The organism is Sphingopyxis sp. USTB-05, assembly GCF_023822045.1.
Taxonomy (GTDB): domain Bacteria; phylum Pseudomonadota; class Alphaproteobacteria; order Sphingomonadales; family Sphingomonadaceae; genus Sphingopyxis.
The window spans coordinates 2,151,535-2,168,422 of the sequence record NZ_CP084712.1 but is presented as its reverse complement, the minus strand read 5'-3'; the positions used below and the strand labels follow the sequence as shown (position 1 = coordinate 2,168,422).

The 16,888-nt window shown below is 64.0% G+C and carries 16 protein-coding genes; 12 read left to right on the top strand and 4 right to left on the bottom strand.

Annotated elements, in window-relative coordinates; genetic code table 11:
- Positions 1-210 precede the first annotated feature (210 nt).
- Positions 211-558 (bottom strand): GntR family transcriptional regulator, encoded by a 348-nt coding sequence (locus KEC45_RS09895; RefSeq protein ID WP_062179937.1) that lies wholly within the window; start codon positions 556-558, stop codon positions 211-213.
- 71 nt (positions 559-629) lie between these two features.
- Complete coding sequence (locus KEC45_RS09890) at positions 630-1,211, bottom strand: nitroreductase (protein WP_062179940.1); 582 nt, start codon at positions 1,209-1,211, stop codon at positions 630-632.
- 183 nt (positions 1,212-1,394) lie between these two features.
- On the opposite strand from KEC45_RS09890, the gene KEC45_RS09885 reads away from it, so the two are divergent.
- The 5 genes from KEC45_RS09885 (at position 1,395) to KEC45_RS09865 (ending at position 7,067) form a co-directional block, all read left to right on the top strand.
- On the top strand, positions 1,395-2,978 hold the full coding sequence (locus tag KEC45_RS09885; RefSeq protein ID WP_062179944.1) for a peptide MFS transporter: 1,584 nt from the start codon (positions 1,395-1,397) through the stop codon (positions 2,976-2,978).
- A gap of 2 nt (positions 2,979-2,980) precedes the next feature.
- Positions 2,981-4,387 (top strand): amidohydrolase, encoded by a 1,407-nt coding sequence (locus KEC45_RS09880; RefSeq protein ID WP_083435754.1) that lies wholly within the window; start codon positions 2,981-2,983, stop codon positions 4,385-4,387.
- Positions 4,384-5,685 carry an amidohydrolase family protein gene (locus KEC45_RS09875; RefSeq protein WP_193749134.1) on the top strand — a complete coding sequence of 434 codons (1,302 nt, stop codon included), beginning with the start codon at positions 4,384-4,386 and terminating at the stop codon, positions 5,683-5,685. Before KEC45_RS09880 ends, KEC45_RS09875 begins: the two co-directional genes overlap by 4 nt.
- A 139-nt stretch (positions 5,686-5,824) precedes the next feature.
- Positions 5,825-6,526, top strand: a complete 702-nt coding sequence (locus KEC45_RS09870) for an NnrU family protein (protein ID WP_062179947.1) — start codon at positions 5,825-5,827, stop codon at positions 6,524-6,526.
- A 4-nt stretch (positions 6,527-6,530) separates the two neighbouring features.
- Entirely contained in the window at positions 6,531-7,067 is a 537-nt protein-coding gene (locus tag KEC45_RS09865; RefSeq protein WP_062179950.1) for a DUF1003 domain-containing protein, read from the top strand.
- A gap of 579 nt (positions 7,068-7,646) precedes the next feature.
- On the opposite strand, the gene KEC45_RS09860 is transcribed toward KEC45_RS09865, so the two are convergent.
- Both KEC45_RS09860 and KEC45_RS09855 read right to left on the bottom strand, forming a co-directional pair.
- Positions 7,647-8,642 (bottom strand): aldo/keto reductase, encoded by a 996-nt coding sequence (locus KEC45_RS09860; protein WP_062179953.1) that lies wholly within the window; start codon positions 8,640-8,642, stop codon positions 7,647-7,649.
- Positions 8,639-9,892, bottom strand: a complete 1,254-nt coding sequence (locus KEC45_RS09855) for a dicarboxylate/amino acid:cation symporter (protein WP_083435755.1) — start codon at positions 9,890-9,892, stop codon at positions 8,639-8,641. Before KEC45_RS09855 ends, KEC45_RS09860 begins: the two co-directional genes overlap by 4 nt.
- A gap of 173 nt (positions 9,893-10,065) precedes the next feature.
- Between KEC45_RS09855 and glmM the strand changes: the two genes are divergently transcribed.
- From glmM to folP, 7 genes are all read left to right on the top strand, one after another.
- The gene (gene glmM / locus KEC45_RS09850) at positions 10,066-11,403 is read left to right on the top strand and encodes a phosphoglucosamine mutase (RefSeq protein WP_062179955.1); all 1,338 of its coding nucleotides are present in this window, start codon (positions 10,066-10,068) and stop codon (positions 11,401-11,403) included.
- A gap of 34 nt (positions 11,404-11,437) precedes the next feature.
- Positions 11,438-11,662 carry a DUF1272 domain-containing protein gene (locus KEC45_RS09845; RefSeq protein WP_037510600.1) on the top strand — a complete coding sequence of 75 codons (225 nt, stop codon included), beginning with the start codon at positions 11,438-11,440 and terminating at the stop codon, positions 11,660-11,662.
- A 106-nt stretch (positions 11,663-11,768) separates the two neighbouring features.
- Positions 11,769-12,911, top strand: a complete 1,143-nt coding sequence (thiD, locus tag KEC45_RS09840) for a bifunctional hydroxymethylpyrimidine kinase/phosphomethylpyrimidine kinase (protein ID WP_062179958.1) — start codon at positions 11,769-11,771, stop codon at positions 12,909-12,911.
- A complete protein-coding gene (locus tag KEC45_RS09835) occupies positions 12,908-13,462 on the top strand; it encodes a ribonuclease HII (protein ID WP_062179961.1) in 555 nt (184 codons plus the stop codon). The genes thiD and KEC45_RS09835 overlap by 4 nt, the downstream gene beginning before the upstream one ends.
- Positions 13,463-13,488: 26 nt before the next feature.
- On the top strand, positions 13,489-14,385 hold the full coding sequence (locus KEC45_RS09830; RefSeq protein ID WP_062179964.1) for an oxidoreductase: 897 nt from the start codon (positions 13,489-13,491) through the stop codon (positions 14,383-14,385).
- Between the two features lie 218 nt (positions 14,386-14,603).
- Entirely contained in the window at positions 14,604-15,743 is a 1,140-nt protein-coding gene (locus KEC45_RS09825; protein ID WP_062179967.1) for a site-specific DNA-methyltransferase, read from the top strand.
- Entirely contained in the window at positions 15,743-16,873 is a 1,131-nt protein-coding gene (folP, locus tag KEC45_RS09820) for a dihydropteroate synthase (protein ID WP_062179971.1), read from the top strand. Before KEC45_RS09825 ends, folP begins: the two co-directional genes overlap by 1 nt.
- Positions 16,874-16,888: the final 15 nt, after the last annotated feature.

Here is a 16,888-nt window from a genome sequence, read left to right as displayed (position 1 = left end):
ATCCGGCTCTTTCATTCGGTGAATAAAAAGGTGGTCGCTGCCCGAATTGCGGGTGCGGCCATGATCGGACGTGCCGCGCACATCAGGCACTCCGCGACTTGCAAATCGGGGTGCTCACAGGGCTGAACTTTCCTGAACTTTGGAATATCCAGCCGGGCGATGTCCAAAGAGGGCAACGACAGCTCACCGCCCCTAAACGGAAAAGCGGTGTTACGCCTCGGTCAGATCGAGCAAGGCTCTTGCGTCGAGGCCGATGCGGCGCATCTGTTGCGCGACGGGCGGCCAGACATTGGCGAGGAAATCGGCGCGCATCAGGTCGCGCAGGCGCTCGGTCGCGCCTTCGGCGACGAACATGCCGACCCCACGTTTGACCGTGACCAGCCCTTCGTCCTGAAACGTCTGATACGCCTTGGCCACTGTCAGCGGATTGGCGCCTTCCTCGGCCGCGAGCGACCGGACCGACGGTAGCATGTCGCCGTCGCGGAAAGTGCCGTCGAGGATGGCGTTCGCGATGACATCGCGCAGGCGCTGGTACACGGGTTTTGACTGATCGAGCATGCCGCCTTAATGCCATAAGACAGCAGCACAGTCAAATGCGACTAATTACAAATTCAGTCCGATAGACGAAACTAAATTTCCCATGGCCGAACAACATCGTCATATTCGGGGCGAGGGCGTTCATCGAGTTCGCGCGCCGGGGTTCCCAGAAAGAAGTAGCCGACGATCGTGTCGTCTTCACTCGCGCCGAACGCCGCAGCGACTTCGGCACTATAGGCGGCCCAGCCGGTCAGCCAACTGCCGACGAAACCGTGTGCGTGTGCGGCGTGGAGCAGGTTCATCCCGACTGCGCCCGCCGACATCTGCTGCTCCCAAACGGGAATCTTGCTGCCCGGAATCGGCGTGGAGAGCAGGACGAGCAAGGTCGGCGCCTGATGCGCGAACTGGTCGAGCGCCGAGAGGTCCATGCCCGCGGCGCCGGGATTTTCGGCCACCCACGCCTTTTTGAGCAGCTCGGCAAAGGCCTCGCGCTGATTGTCGGCGACTGTGACGATGCGCCAGGGTGCCAGTTTTCCATGGTCGGGGGTGCGCAGCGCGAGCGCGATGATATCGTGAAGCTGCGCGGCGCCGGGGCCGGGCGCGATCATGTCGCGCGCCTTGCCCGAACGGCGGGTGGCGAGATGGGCGAGGAGCGAGGAGGTGTCGTTGAACATGGTGCGGCATGTGGCCTTTCATGCAGGTTTGCGCAAGTGTTGCGAACCATTCGCAATAAATTTCGGCCCGATCGTGATGGTTTCACGCGCAATTAGATTCTTCCCATACGCAATTTTGACGCTAGTGTTACGGCCATCTGCCTCGTTTTCGGGGCCTATAACCATAACCAGGGAAGGGTCGCCATGACCAAAGCCTATGCCCAGCACGGGGATGCCGCCGGGACGTTCCTCGGCCACCCGAAGGGCCTGTTTGTCCTGTTTTTCGCTGAAATGTGGGAGCGTTTTTCCTATTATGGGATGCGCGCTCTCCTGATTTTCTACCTGACCAAGCACTGGCTGTTTTCGGACGGGGAATCGGGTGTCATCTATGGTGCCTATACCGCGCTTGTCTACATCACCCCGGTGCTCGGCGGCTATCTGGCCGACCGCTGGCTTGGGCAGCGAAAGGCGGTGCTATACGGCGCCATATTGCTGACATTCGGCCATTTCCTGATGGGTTTCGAAGGTTCTGGCGGTCAGGATGCGGCGAGCCTCAATATCTTTTGGCTCGCGCTTGCCTTTATCATCGTCGGTTCGGGCTTCCTGAAGGCCAATATCTCGGTGATCGTCGGCCAGCTTTATCCGCGCACCGACGTGCGCCGCGACGGTGCCTACACCATCTTCTACATGGGGATTAACCTTGGCGCGGCGCTCGGTTCGCTGCTCTGCGGCTATCTCGGCGAAGTCTATGGCTGGGCCTATGGCTTCGGCGCCGCGGGCTTCGGCATGCTTGCCGGCCTGATCGTTTTCGTCGTGTTCAAGCCGCTGCTGCTCGGCCGTGGCGAGCCTGAAAATCCGGCGCTGCTGAATGAGAAGAAGTTCGGGCTGAAGTTCGAATGGGTGCTTTATCTGGTCGGCCTCGTCGCCGTCGGCGTTTGCTGGTGGCTGGTGCAGAATCAGGCGCTGGTCGGCACGCTCCTTGGCGTGGCCGGCGCGATCCTGATCGCCTATGTCATCGGTACCGCGGTGATCAAGCTGCCCGCCGAAGACCGCGACCGCATCTTTGCCGCGATGTTCCTCATCATGGGCTCGATCCTCTTCTGGGCCCTGTTCGAACAGGCCGGTTCGTCGCTCAATCTTTTCACCGACCGTTATGTCGACCGTGGCGGCGTGCCGGCGTCGGTGTTCCAGTCGGTCAACGCGATCTATATCGTGCTCCTGGCCCCGCTCTTCGCGGGCCTGTGGACATGGCTTGGCCGCCGCAACATGGAGCCATCGGCGCCGGTTAAGTTCGGCTTTGCCATGCTTCAACTCGGGCTAGGCTTCTTCGTCCTGAAATGGGGTGCCGAAGCGGTGGGCATGGACAATGCGACGCCGGTCCTCTTCATCTTCCTGATCTACCTTCTCCACACGATGGGCGAACTCTGCCTTTCGCCCGTCGGCCTCAGCGCGATGAACCGGCTGGCGCCGGCGCATATGGCGAGCCTGATCATGGGAACCTGGTTCTTCGCATCGGCGACCGGCAATTTCGCCGCCGGCCTGATTGCGTCGGCGACGGGGTCTGAAAAGGCGAGCGGCGAAGGCGCGGGCAAGGCGCTGGTTCTCGATGTCTACCAGACGATCGGCCTGTGGGCGATCGGCTTTGGTGTGCTTGTCATCGTCGTGTCGCCGTTGATCAAGAAGCTGATGCATCTCGACACGCTGCGCGATGCCGATGGGCTGGCCGGCGAGAATGAAATCGGTGAGGCGCAGGCTGCGGGTATCCATCCCGAAACCAAAGGGGCGTAATAATGATCCGGGGTGTGAAGGGCAGCCTGCTGGCTGCAGTGTCGCTGGCGCTCGTCGGTTGCGCGGCGAGCGGTGGTGGAGACGTGGCTTCGGCGAGCGACAAGCCCGCCGATAAGCCGGTGAAGTTCAACAAGGATCCCTATCCGTCGACGTACAAGGGATATCCGACCCGCCTGACGGTGGTGAAGGGTGTCACCATCTTTGACGGCGAGGGCGGGCGGATCGACAATGGTTCGATCGTGATGACGAGCGGTAAGGTCGACCGGATCGGTGGGCCCGACATGGAACTGCCGACCGACGCCGACGTCATCGACGGCACGGGCAAGTTCCTCACCCCCGGCGTCATCGACATACACAGCCACCTTGGCGACTATCCTTCACCCGGCGTCGACGCGCATTCGGATGGAAATGAGGCGACGTCGCCGACGACGCCCGAAGTCTGGTCCGAACATAGCGTCTGGCCGCAGGACCCGGGTTTCAGCCGCGCGCTCGCCAATGGCGGCGTGACGGCGCTTCAGATACTTCCGGGCAGCGCGAACCTGATGGGCGGCCGCTCGATCACGCTCAAAAATGTGCCGTCGCGCACGGTGCAGGGGATGAAGTTCCCTGGCGCGCCCTATGGCCTGAAAATGGCGTGTGGTGAGAATCCGAAGCGCGTCTATGGCGGCAAGGGGCGGATGCCCTCGACCCGCATGGGCAATTTCGCGGTGAACCGCGCGACCTGGCAGAAGGCCGCAGCCTATAAGAAGAAGATGGATGAAGGGAAAGCCGTCGACCGCGACCTCGCGATGGAAACGCTCGCGGGCGTGCTGTCGGGCGAAATCCTCGTCCACAATCACTGCTATCGCGCCGACGAGATGGCGCTGGTGATCGATATGTCGAAGGAATTCGGCTACAAGGTGTCGACCTTTCACCATGCGGTCGAAAGCTACAAGATCGCAGATATTCTCGCGAAGGAAGGCATTTGTTCGGCGATGTGGGCCGACTGGTGGGGCTTCAAGATGGAAGCCTATGACAGCGTGAACGAGAATATCCCCCTCGTCTATAAGGCGGGTGCCTGCACGATCGTCCATTCGGACGATGCGAACCAGATCCAGCGTCTGAATCAGGAAGCCGCGAAAGCGCGCGCTTCCGGCCGCCGCATCGGGATCGACGTCAGCGACGAACAGGCGTGGACCTGGCTGTCGTATAACCCGGCGAAGGCGCTCGGTATCGCCGACAGGACCGGCAGCCTGAAGCCGGGCAAGATGGCCGACGTCGTGCTGTGGAACGGCAATCCGTTCAGCGCCTATACGCGGCCAGAAAAAGTTTGGATCGACGGCGCTTTGATGTTCGACGCGAAAGATCCGAAACGGCGTCCGGTGAGCGATTTCGAGCTGGGCCAGCCGGGCGAAGGAGACGTGAAATGATCCGCGCGCTTCTTCTTTCCGCCGCGGCACTGATCGCCGTTCCGGCCGCGGCGCAGGATGTCGCGATCGTCAATGCCAAGCTCGTCATCGGCGACGGCAGCGCGCCCATCGAGGGCGGCACCGTCGTCGTGCGCGGCGGCAAGGTCGTCGCCGCGGGCGCGGGTGTTGCCGTGCCCGCTGGCGTCGAGCGCGTCGACGCGCAGGGGCGTTATGTGACTCCGGGTATCGTCGCGGCGTTCAGCCGCGTCGGGCTGACCGAGGTCGATGCCGTCACCGGCACCAACGACCGGTCGGCGCCGCGCACGCGCTTTTCGGCGGGGCTCGACATCGCGCCAGCGCTGAATCCGATGGGATCTCCCGTCGCGGTGAACCGCGCGTCGGGCGTGACCCGCGCGATCGTCGCGCCGGGCGGCAGCAGCAATCTGTTCGCGGGCCAAGGCGCGGTCGTCGACCTGGCCGACGATATGGACATGGTGACGAAGCCGCGTGCGCTGCAATATGTCGCGTTCGGTGAGGATGGTTCGGCGAAGGCCGGCGGCAGTCGGGCGGCAACCTTCCTGCTGTTCCGCGAGCAATTGCTGGCGGCGCGCAGCTATGCCCGCAATCCCGCGTCGCTCGCCGAATGGGGAAATGACGCGATGATCCAGCGCGCCGATGCTGATGCGCTGGTGCGCGTGATCGACGGTACGACGCCGCTGTTCGTGCGCGTCGATCGCGCTGCCGATATCGTAAACGTCATCAAGCTCAGGCAGGAGTTTCCGGCATTGAAGCTGGTGCTCGTCGGGGTCACCGAGGGCTGGCTCGTCGCGCGCGAAATCGCGGCGGCAAAGGTGCCGGTGCTCGTCTCGCCGCTCACCGATTTGCCTGGCACTTTCGAACAGCTCGGCGCGACGCAGTCGAACGCGGGCCGGCTCAAGGCTGCGGGCGTCGATGTGTCGGTCGGCGTGTTCGACGACGATGACGCGCACAAGATGGGCTATGCGACGCAATATGCGGGCAATCTCGTCGGCCTTGCGCGCGTACCGGGGGCGAGCGGGATGACGTGGGATCAGGCCTTCGCATCGATCAGCAGCGTTCCCGCGCGGGCTGTCGGTATGGAAGGCAGCATCGGTTCGCTGCGTCCGGGCCGCGCCGGCGACGTCGTGATCTGGGACAACGACCCGCTCGAACTCGGCAGCCGCCCGACGGCGGTCTGGATCGACGGCAAGGCACAGTCGCTGACGACGCGGCAGGATCGTCTGCGCGATCGGTATCGGACGCCGCAGGAAGGGGCGTTGCCCAAGGCTTACGACAGATAAGGACGGGCAGGCGCGGCAGCGCCTGCCTTGCTCCTCGCCTCTATGTTGACACTGTTACCTTGGTGGCAGATGGTGCCGGCATGACGCCGCGAGTCGCCATGCCGTCCGCGTGGCCGTCGGCGGTAAGGAGGGATTGGCCATGCAGCCCATGTCGCTTTTGATCGTCACCGGCGTGTTGTTCGTCGGCTCGCATCTTGCCTTGTCGCATCCCTTGCGCGACGGGCTCGCGGGCCGACTGGGCGAGCGCGGGTTCCAGATCGTCTATTCGGTCGTCGCGATCGCGACTTTCATCCTGCTGGTGCAGGCGTGGCGCGGAATGCCCGCCGAGCCGCCCTTATGGGCGGTCGACGATCCGCTCTGGATGCTGGCCTCGCTGATCGTGCTGCTTGCGAGCATATTGTTCATGGGGTCGCTGATCGGCAACCCCGCGATGCCGGCGCCGGGCGCCGCGAAGGCAGCGCAAGCTGCGCCGCGCGGGGTGTTTGCGATCACGCGGCATCCGATGATGTGGGGCTTCACGCTGTGGGCCTTTGCCCATGCGCTGGTGATGCCGACGCCTGGCCAGATCATTCTGTCGGCGATCATCATCTTCCTCGCGCTCGTCGGTTCGGCGGGGCAGGATGCAAAGAAGGCAAGGCTGATGGGCGATGCCTGGCGCGGCTGGGCATCGCGGACAAGCTTTCTGCCCTATGCGCGGCAGATCGGCGGGGCGGCGCCATGGGGCGACACGATTCCGCGGCCGCACGCGCTGTTCGGTGGAATAGTGCTTTGGCTTGTCGCGACATGGGCACATGGCGCGCTTGGATATATGGTGGCCGGAATCTGGCGCTGGATGGGTTGATATAATGCACGATAAAACGACGACCGCAGACCTGTCGCTTCGCCTGCTTGGGCGGCCGCTCGACGAACTCGACGCCGACGAGCTTCGGGTACTCGATGCGATTGCCGAGCGGCGACTGATCAGCCGCGACGCTGCCGACCTGGATGATGCCGAGGCGAGCTTCGGCGCGCGCCTGTCCGATCGTGTCGCTGCGGTGGGCGGTTCATGGGGTTTCATCATCGCCTTCACCGCAGTGCTGCTCGGCTGGATGCTGCTCAATTCGGACGTGCTTGCCCGCTGGGGGATGGCGTTCGATCCCTATCCCTTCATTTTTCTAAACCTGATGCTCTCGACGCTCGCGGCGATCCAGGCGCCGATCATCATGATGAGCCAGAACCGCGCGTCGGCGAAGGATCGAATCGCGGCAGGGCTCGATTACGAGATCAACCTGCGCGCGGAGCTGGAGATCATGCGGCTGCACGAGAAGCTCGATCAGATGCGGATTCACGAGTTGGCCGGAAAGGTCGATGCGCTGTGCGAGCGGATGGAGGTTAAGGGTTAAGGCAAAGGGCAGAAGTTGATGTCTGTTTTTGGGGTGGTGAGCTGACGTTGCCCTCTTTGGACATCGCCCGGCTGGATATTCCAAAGTTCAGTAAAGTTCAGCCCTATGAGCGCCCCGATTTGCCAGTCGCGGCGTGCTGGATGTGCGCGGCACGTCCGATCATGGTCGAACCCGCAAGCCAGGCAGCCACCGCCTTTTTGTTCACCGATTGAAAGAGCCGGATGAAGGCTGGCATAGCCGGATAATGTAGGAAAGGCCTATTTTGAAGGTGATGTCTGTTTTGGGGTGGGAAGCGGACATCCCGCCCCCCACTTCCGTCATCCCGGGCTTGACCCGGGATCCCGCTTTTTGACGCGCTCACTGACTTCGGCCTCAAGCGGGACCCCGGATCAAGTCCGGGGTGACGAAAAAGGATTGGTCGGCAACCGGTCGTTTCCCATTTGCGCACCCCGGCGAAGGCCGGGGCCCAGGGCTTCAGAGAGCCGACCTCTGCTCGTTGCGCTCTGGACCCCGGCCTTCGCCGGGGCACACACCTGCAACGGCAGCAACCGGTCGAAAGCTGCCCCTCCGACTGGGTGCCTAAAGCCGCACCATCCGCATCCCCATTTCGCCATAGCGCGGGCCGCTCGTTCCGCCCTTGGGCGCGGCTGCATCGATTGCGGCGAGGTCGTCGGTGGTCAGCGTGACCTCGGCAGCGGCCACGCTGTCTTCCATCGTCGCGCGGCGCTTGGTGCCGGGAATGGGGACGATGTCGTCGCCCTGTGCGAGCAGCCAGGCGAGCGCTACCTGCGCCTTTGATACGCCATGCTTGTCCGCGACCGCGCCGATCGCATCGACGATGGCAAGATTGGCGGGGAGGTTTTCGTCCGAATAACGCGGGTCGTTTCGGCGCCAGTCATTCTCCGGAAGCTCGTCACGGCTGCGCACCGCGCCCGCGAGGAAGCCGCGGCCGAGCGGCGAATAGGGGACGAAGCCGATGCCATTGTCGCGGCACGCGCCGAGGATGTCGTCCTCGACATCGCGCTCCCAGATCGAATATTCGCTTTGCAGCGCGGTGATCGGCGCAGCCTTGGCGGCGCGGCGGATCGTGTCGGCGCCGGCTTCGGAAAGCGCGATGTGGCGCACCTTGCCTTCCTTCACCAGCTCCATCATGCCGCCGACGGTCTCCTCGATCGGAACCGACGGGTCGACGCGGTGCTGGTAGAAAAGGTCGATCGTGTCGATGCCGAGCCGCTGGAGCGAACCCTCGCACGCGGCGCGGGCGTTGGCGGGCGAGCCGTCGACGCCGACGATCTGGCTGCCGTCGAATTTGAAGCCGAATTTGGTCGCGATGACGAGCCCGTCGCGCTTGCCCTTGATCGCCTCGCCCAGCAATTCCTCGTTGCTGAACGGGCCATAGATTTGCGCGGTGTCGAAAAAGGTGACGCCCAGGTCGATCGCGCGGTGGATCGTGCGCGTCGATTCGTCGAGGTCGGCGGCCTCGCCATAAAGGATATTGCCGCCCTTGATCATCGGCATGCAGCCGATGCCGATCGCCGAAACTTCGAGGCCGTGGCCGAGCTTGCGGTATTTCATGCGGTTTCTCCTACGGTAGGGGCCTCGCCTTCAACGCCGTCGGCGGCATATTTGGTCGCAGCGACGTCGCCGATAACATTGCCGATTGTACGGAAAATGTCAGGGAAAGTCTCGACCGCGACGAGCAGCCCGAGCGGTGCGACGGGAACGCCCATCGACACCGCAATCGGGGCGATCGACGTCACGAAGCTAATCGAGCCTGGCAGGCTGACCGAGGAAAGCGCAGCCGCCATTGCGACGAGGAGACCGACGGCCATTTCCCAAGGCGTCAGTTCGATGCCGAACAGCCACGCGACATAGACGACAACGGCAAGGTTCATGGCGGGGCTGGTGAAACGGAACAGCGCGACCGCGAGCGGCAGGACGACGTCGGCCTTTTTCGGATCGACGCCGAGTTCCTCCGACGACTTCAGCATCGCCGGCAGGCTTGCGAGCGAGCTTTGCGTGCTGATCGCGACCGCGAGCGTCGGAACCATCGCGCGGACGAAGCGCGGGAGGGGTATGCCGACGACAAGCCATGCGAGGAGCAGACCGAGCAAAATGCAACTGGCACCGATCGCCGACAGGATCAGCACGTAGTGGACAAGCCCACCGAACGCCGCGACTCCCGCCTTGACCGCAAGCGCATAGCCGAGCGCGAAAACCCCGATAGGCGCGAGCGCGAGGATCCAGCCGATGACGATCAGCATCGCATCGCCGAGCGCCTTGAACAGCCCCGACAGCGTCGCGCGCTGCGGCGGCTCGAGCTTGGTGATCGCGAAGGCAAAGATGGTCGTGAAGACGATGAGTGGCAGAATCGCCGTGTCTGCCGCCGCCGCGATCGGGTTGGTCGGAATGAGCGACAACAGGAAATCGCCGAAGGTCGGCGATGGGCCTGCCTCGGTCGTGCCGCCAAGTCCGTGACGCAGCGCTTCGGCGGCGCCGGGAGACAGCGGGAAGAGGCGGAGCAGCAAGGGCGCGAGCAGCAGCGTCATCAACCCGGACAGGAAGATCGCACCCAGAAAGGTCATCACCGCGCGGAAGGCGAGCTTGCCTGCGCGCGCGGCATCGGCGGTCGCGGTGATACCCGTGACGAGCAGCGCGACGACAAGCGGGACGATCGTCATCTTGAGCGCGTTGAGCCAGAGCAGCCCGATCGGTTCGATATAGGGAAGCGACGCAGTGCCCGCAGCGGGCGAAACAAGTTCGACGGCGATCCCTAGCAACATGCCAGCGACAAGCGCCGAGAGAATGAACCAAGCGGATTTCAAAGCGGATTCTCCCGGCGTTTTTTCTGGCCTGCTTGCCAAGCAAATAAGGGTGACTTAGAGCACCTCCCGTAACAAACGGGAACCGGTTTTTGGGCCGGGAAATGCTCCGCGGGGGCCATCCCGTGGACGCCGGGGCAGGCTTTGTCGGCCTTGGCTTAAGTAGCAGAGGGAACATGCGCAAGTTTTTCGGAACCGACGGGATTCGCGGCCTGACCAACCGGGCGCCGATGACCGCGGAGGTCGCGATGCGCGTCGGGATGGCGGCGGGCGCACATTTTCTGCGCGGCGAACACAAGCATCGCGTCGTGATCGGCAAGGACACGCGTTTGTCGGGCTATATGCTCGAAAATGCGCTCGTTGCCGGCTTCACCAGTGTGGGCATGGACGTGGTGCAGGTCGGCCCAATGCCGACCCCGGCGATCGCGATGCTGACGCGCTCGATGCGCGCCGACCTCGGCGTGATGATTTCGGCGAGCCATAATCCCTATCAGGACAATGGGATCAAGCTGTTCGGCCCCGACGGCTACAAGCTCTCCGACGAGGATGAGGCACAGATCGAACATCTGCTGACCGTCGAGCCAAAGCTCGCCGATGTGGCGCATATCGGCCGCGCCAAGCGCATCGACGATGCGCGCGGCCGCTATATCCACGCGGTCAAGCAGAGCCTGCCCGAATCGGTCCGCCTCGACGGGCTGCGCATCGTGCTCGATTGCGCGAACGGAGCGGCTTACAACAGTGCGCCAACGGTGTTCTGGGAGCTTGGCGCCGACGTCGTCGCGATCGGGGTCGAGCCCAACGGCACCAACATCAATGACAAATGCGGATCGACCGCGCCCGCCTTGCTTCAGGAAACTGTGGTTGCGAGCGGCGCCGACATCGGCATTGCGCTCGACGGCGATGCCGACCGGCTGATCGTCGTCGACGAAAAGGGGACGATCGTCGACGGCGACCAGATCATGGGACTGATCGGAGCGAGCTGGGCACGGCAAGGGCGTTTAAAGGGCGGCGGGGTCGTCGCAACGGTGATGTCGAACCTCGGGCTCGAACGCTTTCTCGAAGGCGAAGGGTTGCGGCTCGAACGCACCAAGGTCGGTGACCGCTATGTGCTCGAACGCATGAAGGAAGGCGGCTTCAACGTCGGCGGCGAACAGTCGGGGCATATGATCCTGTCGGATCATGCGACCACCGGCGACGGGACGCTGGCGGCGCTGCAGGTGCTTGCCGAGCTGGTTGCCGGCGGCAAGCCGGCAAGCGATCTGCTCCACCAGTTCGATCCCGTGCCGCAGCTTTTGAAGAATGTCCGCTTTGCCAGCGGCAAGCCGCTCGAGGACAAGCATGTCATCGCGGCGATCGCCGAGGGCGAGGCGGCGCTCAACGGGCGCGGGCGTCTCGTCATCCGTCCGTCCGGCACCGAACCGCTCATCCGCGTGATGGCCGAGGGCGACGATGCCGGACAGGTCGAGCAGGTCGTCGACATGATCTGCGACGCGGTGCGCGCCGCGGCGGCATAGCCATTTGATTTTCTAGAACCGAAAGAGACTTATCATGCTTGAAATGCGACCCGATTGCGAAAAATGCGGACGCGATCTGCCCGCCAATCTTCACGGGGCCTTCATCTGCTCGTTCGAATGCACCTTCTGCGCGAACTGCGCAGACAAGCTCGACGAGATTTGCCCCAATTGCGGCGGCGACCTGCTCGACCGGCCGCTGCGCGAAGGCGCGGCGCTGGCCAAATTCCCCGCGTCGACGGAGCGAAAGCATAAGGGGTGACCAATTCCCTTTTTCGTCATGCTGGGCTTGATCCGGCATCCTCCGCTGCCCTGGCATCATGGACCCCGGATCAAGTCCGGGGTGACGATCCTTATGTTGATGAACCATGACCGCGCGCGTCCTGATTATTGCAGGTTCTGACAGCGGCGGCGGCGCCGGTATCCAGGCCGACATCAAGGCGGTCACGATGCTCGGCGGCCATGCGATGACCGCGATCACCGCGATCACCGCGCAGAACACGCTGGGGGTGCAGGGCGTCCATCCGGTCCCGACCGCGATGGCCTTGCAACAGATCGACAGCGTCGCGTCGGACATCGGCGTCGATGCGGTCAAGATCGGCATGATCGGCAGCGCCGAAACCGCTGCGGCGGTGGCGGAACGATTGTCGCAGCCAGACCTCGCGCAGGCTGCGCTTGTATTCGATCCGGTGATGGTCGCCACCAGCGGATCGGTCCTCGCCGATGCGCCGACAATCGACGCGTTTCGCGCGTTGCTGAACCGCGCGATGGTCGCGACGCCGAACCTGCCCGAACTCGATGCGCTTGGCGGTGAGGAAGCGGTGCTCGCACACGGCTGTTCGCTGCTGGTGAAGGGCGGCCATGCCGAGGGCGAGACGGTGATCGACCGTTTGCTCGAAACGGGCGAGGGCGAGGTTGCGCGCTGGGAAGCACCACGGATCGACACGCCGCACAGCCACGGCACCGGCTGCACGCTTGCGAGCGCGATCGCAACGGGGCTGGCGCAGGGAATGCCGCTTGAGCCCGCGATCGCGCGTGCGCGGGATTTCGTGCGCCTTTCGCTGCACGATGCACCGGGGCTGGGGCAGGGGCATGGCCCGATGGGGCAGCAATATGTGCGTAACGACGGGCTGTTCACCGGCCCGGCGCTCAACCAAGTCACGCTGCCCGCAAATGATTATGCGGTATCAGTCGCCTTCTACAAGCAGATGGGGTTGAAGCAGATCGTCGATAGTCCCGACAATGGATATGCCCGCTTCGAGGCTGCGAACGGCGTTACCTTGTCGATCCATGTCGGCGACGGCGCGGCTGGCGGTGCCACGACCTATCTGGAAAGCGGCGCGCTCGACGCGTGGGTCGCGTATCTGGCGCGGCGCGGCGTCCGGTTCGACCAGATGCCGAAGGATGAGGAATGGGGCTGGCGCGAGGCGCGACTGACCGATCCCGCGGGCAATCGCCTGTGCCTGTATCAGGCCGCCGAATATCGGCGCTATCCGCCGTGGCGCATATGATCGTCGGCGTTGACGAAGCCGGGCGCGGGCCGCTGGCGGGCCCGGTGGTCGCGGCGGCGGTGCTGCTCTGCGAAGGCGGCATCGATGGTCTCGATGACAGCAAGAAGCTAACCGCAAAACGCCGCGCCGAACTCGAAGCGCAGATCAAGACGCGCTGCCGTTGGGGCGTCGGCGAGGCGAGCGTTGCGGAAATCGACCGCATCAACATCCTGCAGGCGACCTTCCTCGCAATGACGCGCGCGGTCGAAGCGCTGGGGTTCGAACCCGCCGAGGTGCTGGTCGACGGCAACCGCCTGCCGCGCTGGCGCTATACCGCGCGCGCGATCATAGGCGGCGACGCGCTGCACCCCTGTATTTCGGCGGCGAGCATCATCGCGAAGGAACATCGCGACCGCTTCATGGTGGCAGCGGCGCGCGACTTCCCCGGCTTTGGCTGGGAAACCAACATGGGTTATGGTACCGCCCAGCATCTTGCGGCGCTGCGGCAGCATGGCCCCACGCCGCATCATCGGACCAGTTTTGCCCCGGTCGCCCAAATGCAGCTGGTCTGAAAACCCGAAACCAAGGGGGGAAAAGGATGAGCAGGGGATTTACGGCCGACGATGTGTCGGTCCAGACCGGCCGCACTTTCCTTGTCACCGGTGCCAATGCCGGGATCGGTTTCGAAGTCTCAAAAATCCTCGCAGCGCGCGGCGCACATGTGGTCCTCGCCTGCCGCGACGAGGACAGGGCCGAGGTCGCGATGAACCGCATCTGGATCGACGTGCCAAAGGCTGAGCTTTCGTTCCAGCCGCTCGATCTTGCCGATCTCGACCAGGTCCGCGATGCGGCGAAGGCCGTGCTCTCGGGTCCGCGGATCGATGTGCTGATCAACAATGCCGGGGTGATGATCCCACCGAGGACGCTGACGAAGCAGGGTTTCGAGCTGCAATTCGGGGTCAATCACCTGGGCACCTTCGCCTTCACCGGGCTGGTCCACGGCCATGTCGACGACCGGATCGTCATCACCGGCAGTATCGCGCACAAGAGCGGCGCGATGGATTACAGCGATCTGTCGGCGTCGCGCAGCTATCATAATTGGGCGCGCTATCAGATGAGCAAGCTCGCGAACCTGCTCCATATGTTCGAACTCGACCGTCGTTTGAGCGCCGCAGGACGAGCGACGCAGGCGATCGGATGCCACCCGGGGGTGGCGCTCACCGAACTGACCCGGCACCTGCCGCTCCCGCTACGCACGATGACGCCGCTTGCAGGCCCCTTTTTCAACAGCGCAGCGCAGGGTGCCTGGCCGACGCTGCAGGCGGCAACGGGCGCGCGCGTCCAGGGCGGCGACTATCTGGGGCCGCAGGGGCTTGGTGAGATATCGGGACGCTCGGGGCCCGCGCGCGCAACTCGCGACGCGCGCGATCCAAAGCTGGCACGCGAGCTTTGGATGCGTTCAATCGAATTGACCGGGGTCGATCCGGGGCTTTGACCCCGCACCGCAAAAAATTTTTCGGAAGTGAGTCCTCACCGCCACACTACCAGTGGTTGAGTCTGCGATTCGCTGATGACTCCATATGGTGTGGCAGACTCGTTTCGTTCTCCTCGCGTTAACCAGTTAGAGAGGCGGAATCCCTAGACTCCTGCGCTTGACGGCGGACTCCGCCTGACTCATCAGGGCCTTCTTACGAGCAAGGAACGGGGTGAAGCATGGGTGTTATGGAACGGGTCAAGGCGCCGGCGGCGAAGCTGCGGACGCCCAAGGTAGACCCCGCGGACCTGCCGCTCGACAGCATTTTGCAGGGCGATTGCGTCGAAATGATGCGCAGCCTGCCCGCCGCTTCGGTCGATATGATCTTCGCCGATCCGCCGTATAACCTCCAACTCGGCGGCGATCTGCTGCGTCCCGACGGAAGTCAGGTCGATGCGGTCGACGACGATTGGGACAAGTTCGACAGCCTCGCGACCTACGATCGCTTCACCCACGCCTGGCTCAAGGAAGCGAAGCGCATCCTGAAGCCGAACGGCAGCATCTGGGTGATCGGCAGCTATCACAATATTTTCCGCGTCGGCACCGCGCTGCAGGACAATGGATACTGGATCCTCAACGACATCGTGTGGCGCAAGGCGAACCCGATGCCGAATTTCAAGGGCACGCGCTTCACCAACGCGCATGAGACGCTGATCTGGGCGTCGATGGGCGAAAAGTCACGCTATACGTTCAATTATCGCGCGATGAAGACACTGAACGACGAGCTTCAGATGCGCTCGGACTGGCTGATCCCGATCTGCGGCGGTCAAGAGCGACTGAAGAAGGGCGGCACGAAAGTCCATCCGACGCAGAAGCCCGAAGCGTTGCTCTATCGCATCCTGCTCGCCTGTTCGAACCCCGGCGACGTGGTCCTCGACCCCTTCTTCGGCACCGGCACGACGGGCGCGGTGGCAAAGCGCCTCGGCCGCCATTTCATCGGCATCGAGCGCGAGGATGATTATATCGCGGCCGCGCTGGAGCGCATCGAACTGGCGCTGCCGCTCGATGAAAGCGCGGTGAAGACGATGATGGCGCCCAAGGCGGCGACGCGCGTCGCGTTCGGTACGCTCGTCGAATGCGGCATGATCGCACCAGGAACGGTACTGACCGACGCCAAGCGCCGCTGGAAGGCGAAAGTGCGGGTCGATGGCAGCCTCGATTGCGACGGCCAGCCGGCGGGGTCGATCCATAAGGTCGGTGCAAGCCTGCAAGGCGCGCCGAGTTGCAACGGCTGGACCTTCTGGCACGTCGACAATGGCAAGGAATTGCGCGTGATCGACGCGGTACGGCAGGATTGGTTGCTGGCGAACGAAGCCTGATGTTCCAGCCGCTGACCAAGCCCGACCTCGGCGCCGCGTCAGCGGACGCGCAAATCTATTGCCGCCCGACCTGCTTCGTCGATCGGCCGCACGAACTCGACGACAATTGCCTGCGGATCGCCGACACGATGGTCTGGTTCGCCGCCTGGCATGTCAGCCTGCGCGACGGACTGACGGTCGAATCGACGATCGTTCCGGTTTCCGAATGGAATGCCTGGGTCGCGGCGATGCCCGACCGGCTGGCGCAATCGGCGACGGCGCAGCGCGACGGCGTCGTGCGGCCGCGCGGCAATCTGCAACTGGGCGAGCGGACGATCCGGCTGAATGAGCCGCAGCTCATGGGAATATTGAACGTCACGCCCGACAGCTTCTCGGACGGCGGCAAGCATGTCGACGTCGCCGCCGCTGCCGAGGCCGGGTTTGCGATGGGCGCGGCGGGCGCCTCGATCATCGATGTCGGGGGTGAATCGACGCGCCCCGGCGCCCCGGTGGTGTGGGAAGGCGACGAAATTAAGCGTATCGAAGGCGTCGTCTCTGCGCTCGCGCGCGGCGGGGTCGCCGTGTCGATCGATACGCGCAAGGCTGCGGTGATGGAGGCGGCGCTCGCCGCCGGTGCGCGGATCGTCAACGATATTTCGGCGCTGCGTCACGATGATCGTGCCATGGAAGTGGTCGTGCACGCTGGGTGCCCGGTCGTGCTGATGCATGCGCCGTCAGCCAAGAGCGATCCGCATGAGGGCGGCGCCTATGCGCACGTGCTGTTCGATGTTTACGACATGCTGGCCGAGCGCGTGGCCGCGTGCATTGCCGCCGGGGTCGACCGGTCAAAGATCATCGTCGATCCGGGGCTGGGGTTCGGCAAGGGAGTCGGCGACAATCTGGCACTGATCAACGGGCTCGCGCTGTTCCATACCTTGGGCTGCCCGATCCTGTTCGGCGCCAGCCGCAAGCGGATGATCGGCGCGCTCGACAATGAGGCGGCCGCCGACCAGCGGCTCGGCGGCACCGTGGCGCTCCACTATCAGGCGGCGACGCAGGGCGCGCAGTTGCTGCGCGTCCATGACATCGCCGAAAACCGACAGGCGCTGCGCGTCTGGCGCGGCCTGCGCGATGCGGCGCTGACGGGCTGACATAAAGATGGCGGC

Coding starts and splice junctions, on each gene's coding strand:
- KEC45_RS09880 (WP_083435754.1), top strand. CDS start 2,981: ATGATCCGGGGTGTGAAGGGCAGCCTGCTGGCTGCAGTGTCGCTGGCG.
- folP (WP_062179971.1), top strand. CDS start 15,743: ATGTTCCAGCCGCTGACCAAGCCCGACCTCGGCGCCGCGTCAGCGGAC.
- KEC45_RS09875 (WP_193749134.1), top strand. CDS start 4,384: ATGATCCGCGCGCTTCTTCTTTCCGCCGCGGCACTGATCGCCGTTCCG.
- KEC45_RS09830 (WP_062179964.1), top strand. CDS start 13,489: ATGAGCAGGGGATTTACGGCCGACGATGTGTCGGTCCAGACCGGCCGC.
- KEC45_RS09870 (WP_062179947.1), top strand. CDS start 5,825: ATGCAGCCCATGTCGCTTTTGATCGTCACCGGCGTGTTGTTCGTCGGC.
- glmM (WP_062179955.1), top strand. CDS start 10,066: ATGCGCAAGTTTTTCGGAACCGACGGGATTCGCGGCCTGACCAACCGG.
- KEC45_RS09865 (WP_062179950.1), top strand. CDS start 6,531: ATGCACGATAAAACGACGACCGCAGACCTGTCGCTTCGCCTGCTTGGG.
- thiD (WP_062179958.1), top strand. CDS start 11,769: ATGACCGCGCGCGTCCTGATTATTGCAGGTTCTGACAGCGGCGGCGGC.
- KEC45_RS09845 (WP_037510600.1), top strand. CDS start 11,438: ATGCTTGAAATGCGACCCGATTGCGAAAAATGCGGACGCGATCTGCCC.
- KEC45_RS09825 (WP_062179967.1), top strand. CDS start 14,604: ATGGGTGTTATGGAACGGGTCAAGGCGCCGGCGGCGAAGCTGCGGACG.
- KEC45_RS09895 (WP_062179937.1), bottom strand. CDS start 558: ATGCTCGATCAGTCAAAACCCGTGTACCAGCGCCTGCGCGATGTCATC.
- KEC45_RS09885 (WP_062179944.1), top strand. CDS start 1,395: ATGACCAAAGCCTATGCCCAGCACGGGGATGCCGCCGGGACGTTCCTC.
- KEC45_RS09890 (WP_062179940.1), bottom strand. CDS start 1,211: ATGTTCAACGACACCTCCTCGCTCCTCGCCCATCTCGCCACCCGCCGT.
- KEC45_RS09860 (WP_062179953.1), bottom strand. CDS start 8,642: ATGAAATACCGCAAGCTCGGCCACGGCCTCGAAGTTTCGGCGATCGGC.
- KEC45_RS09835 (WP_062179961.1), top strand. CDS start 12,908: ATGATCGTCGGCGTTGACGAAGCCGGGCGCGGGCCGCTGGCGGGCCCG.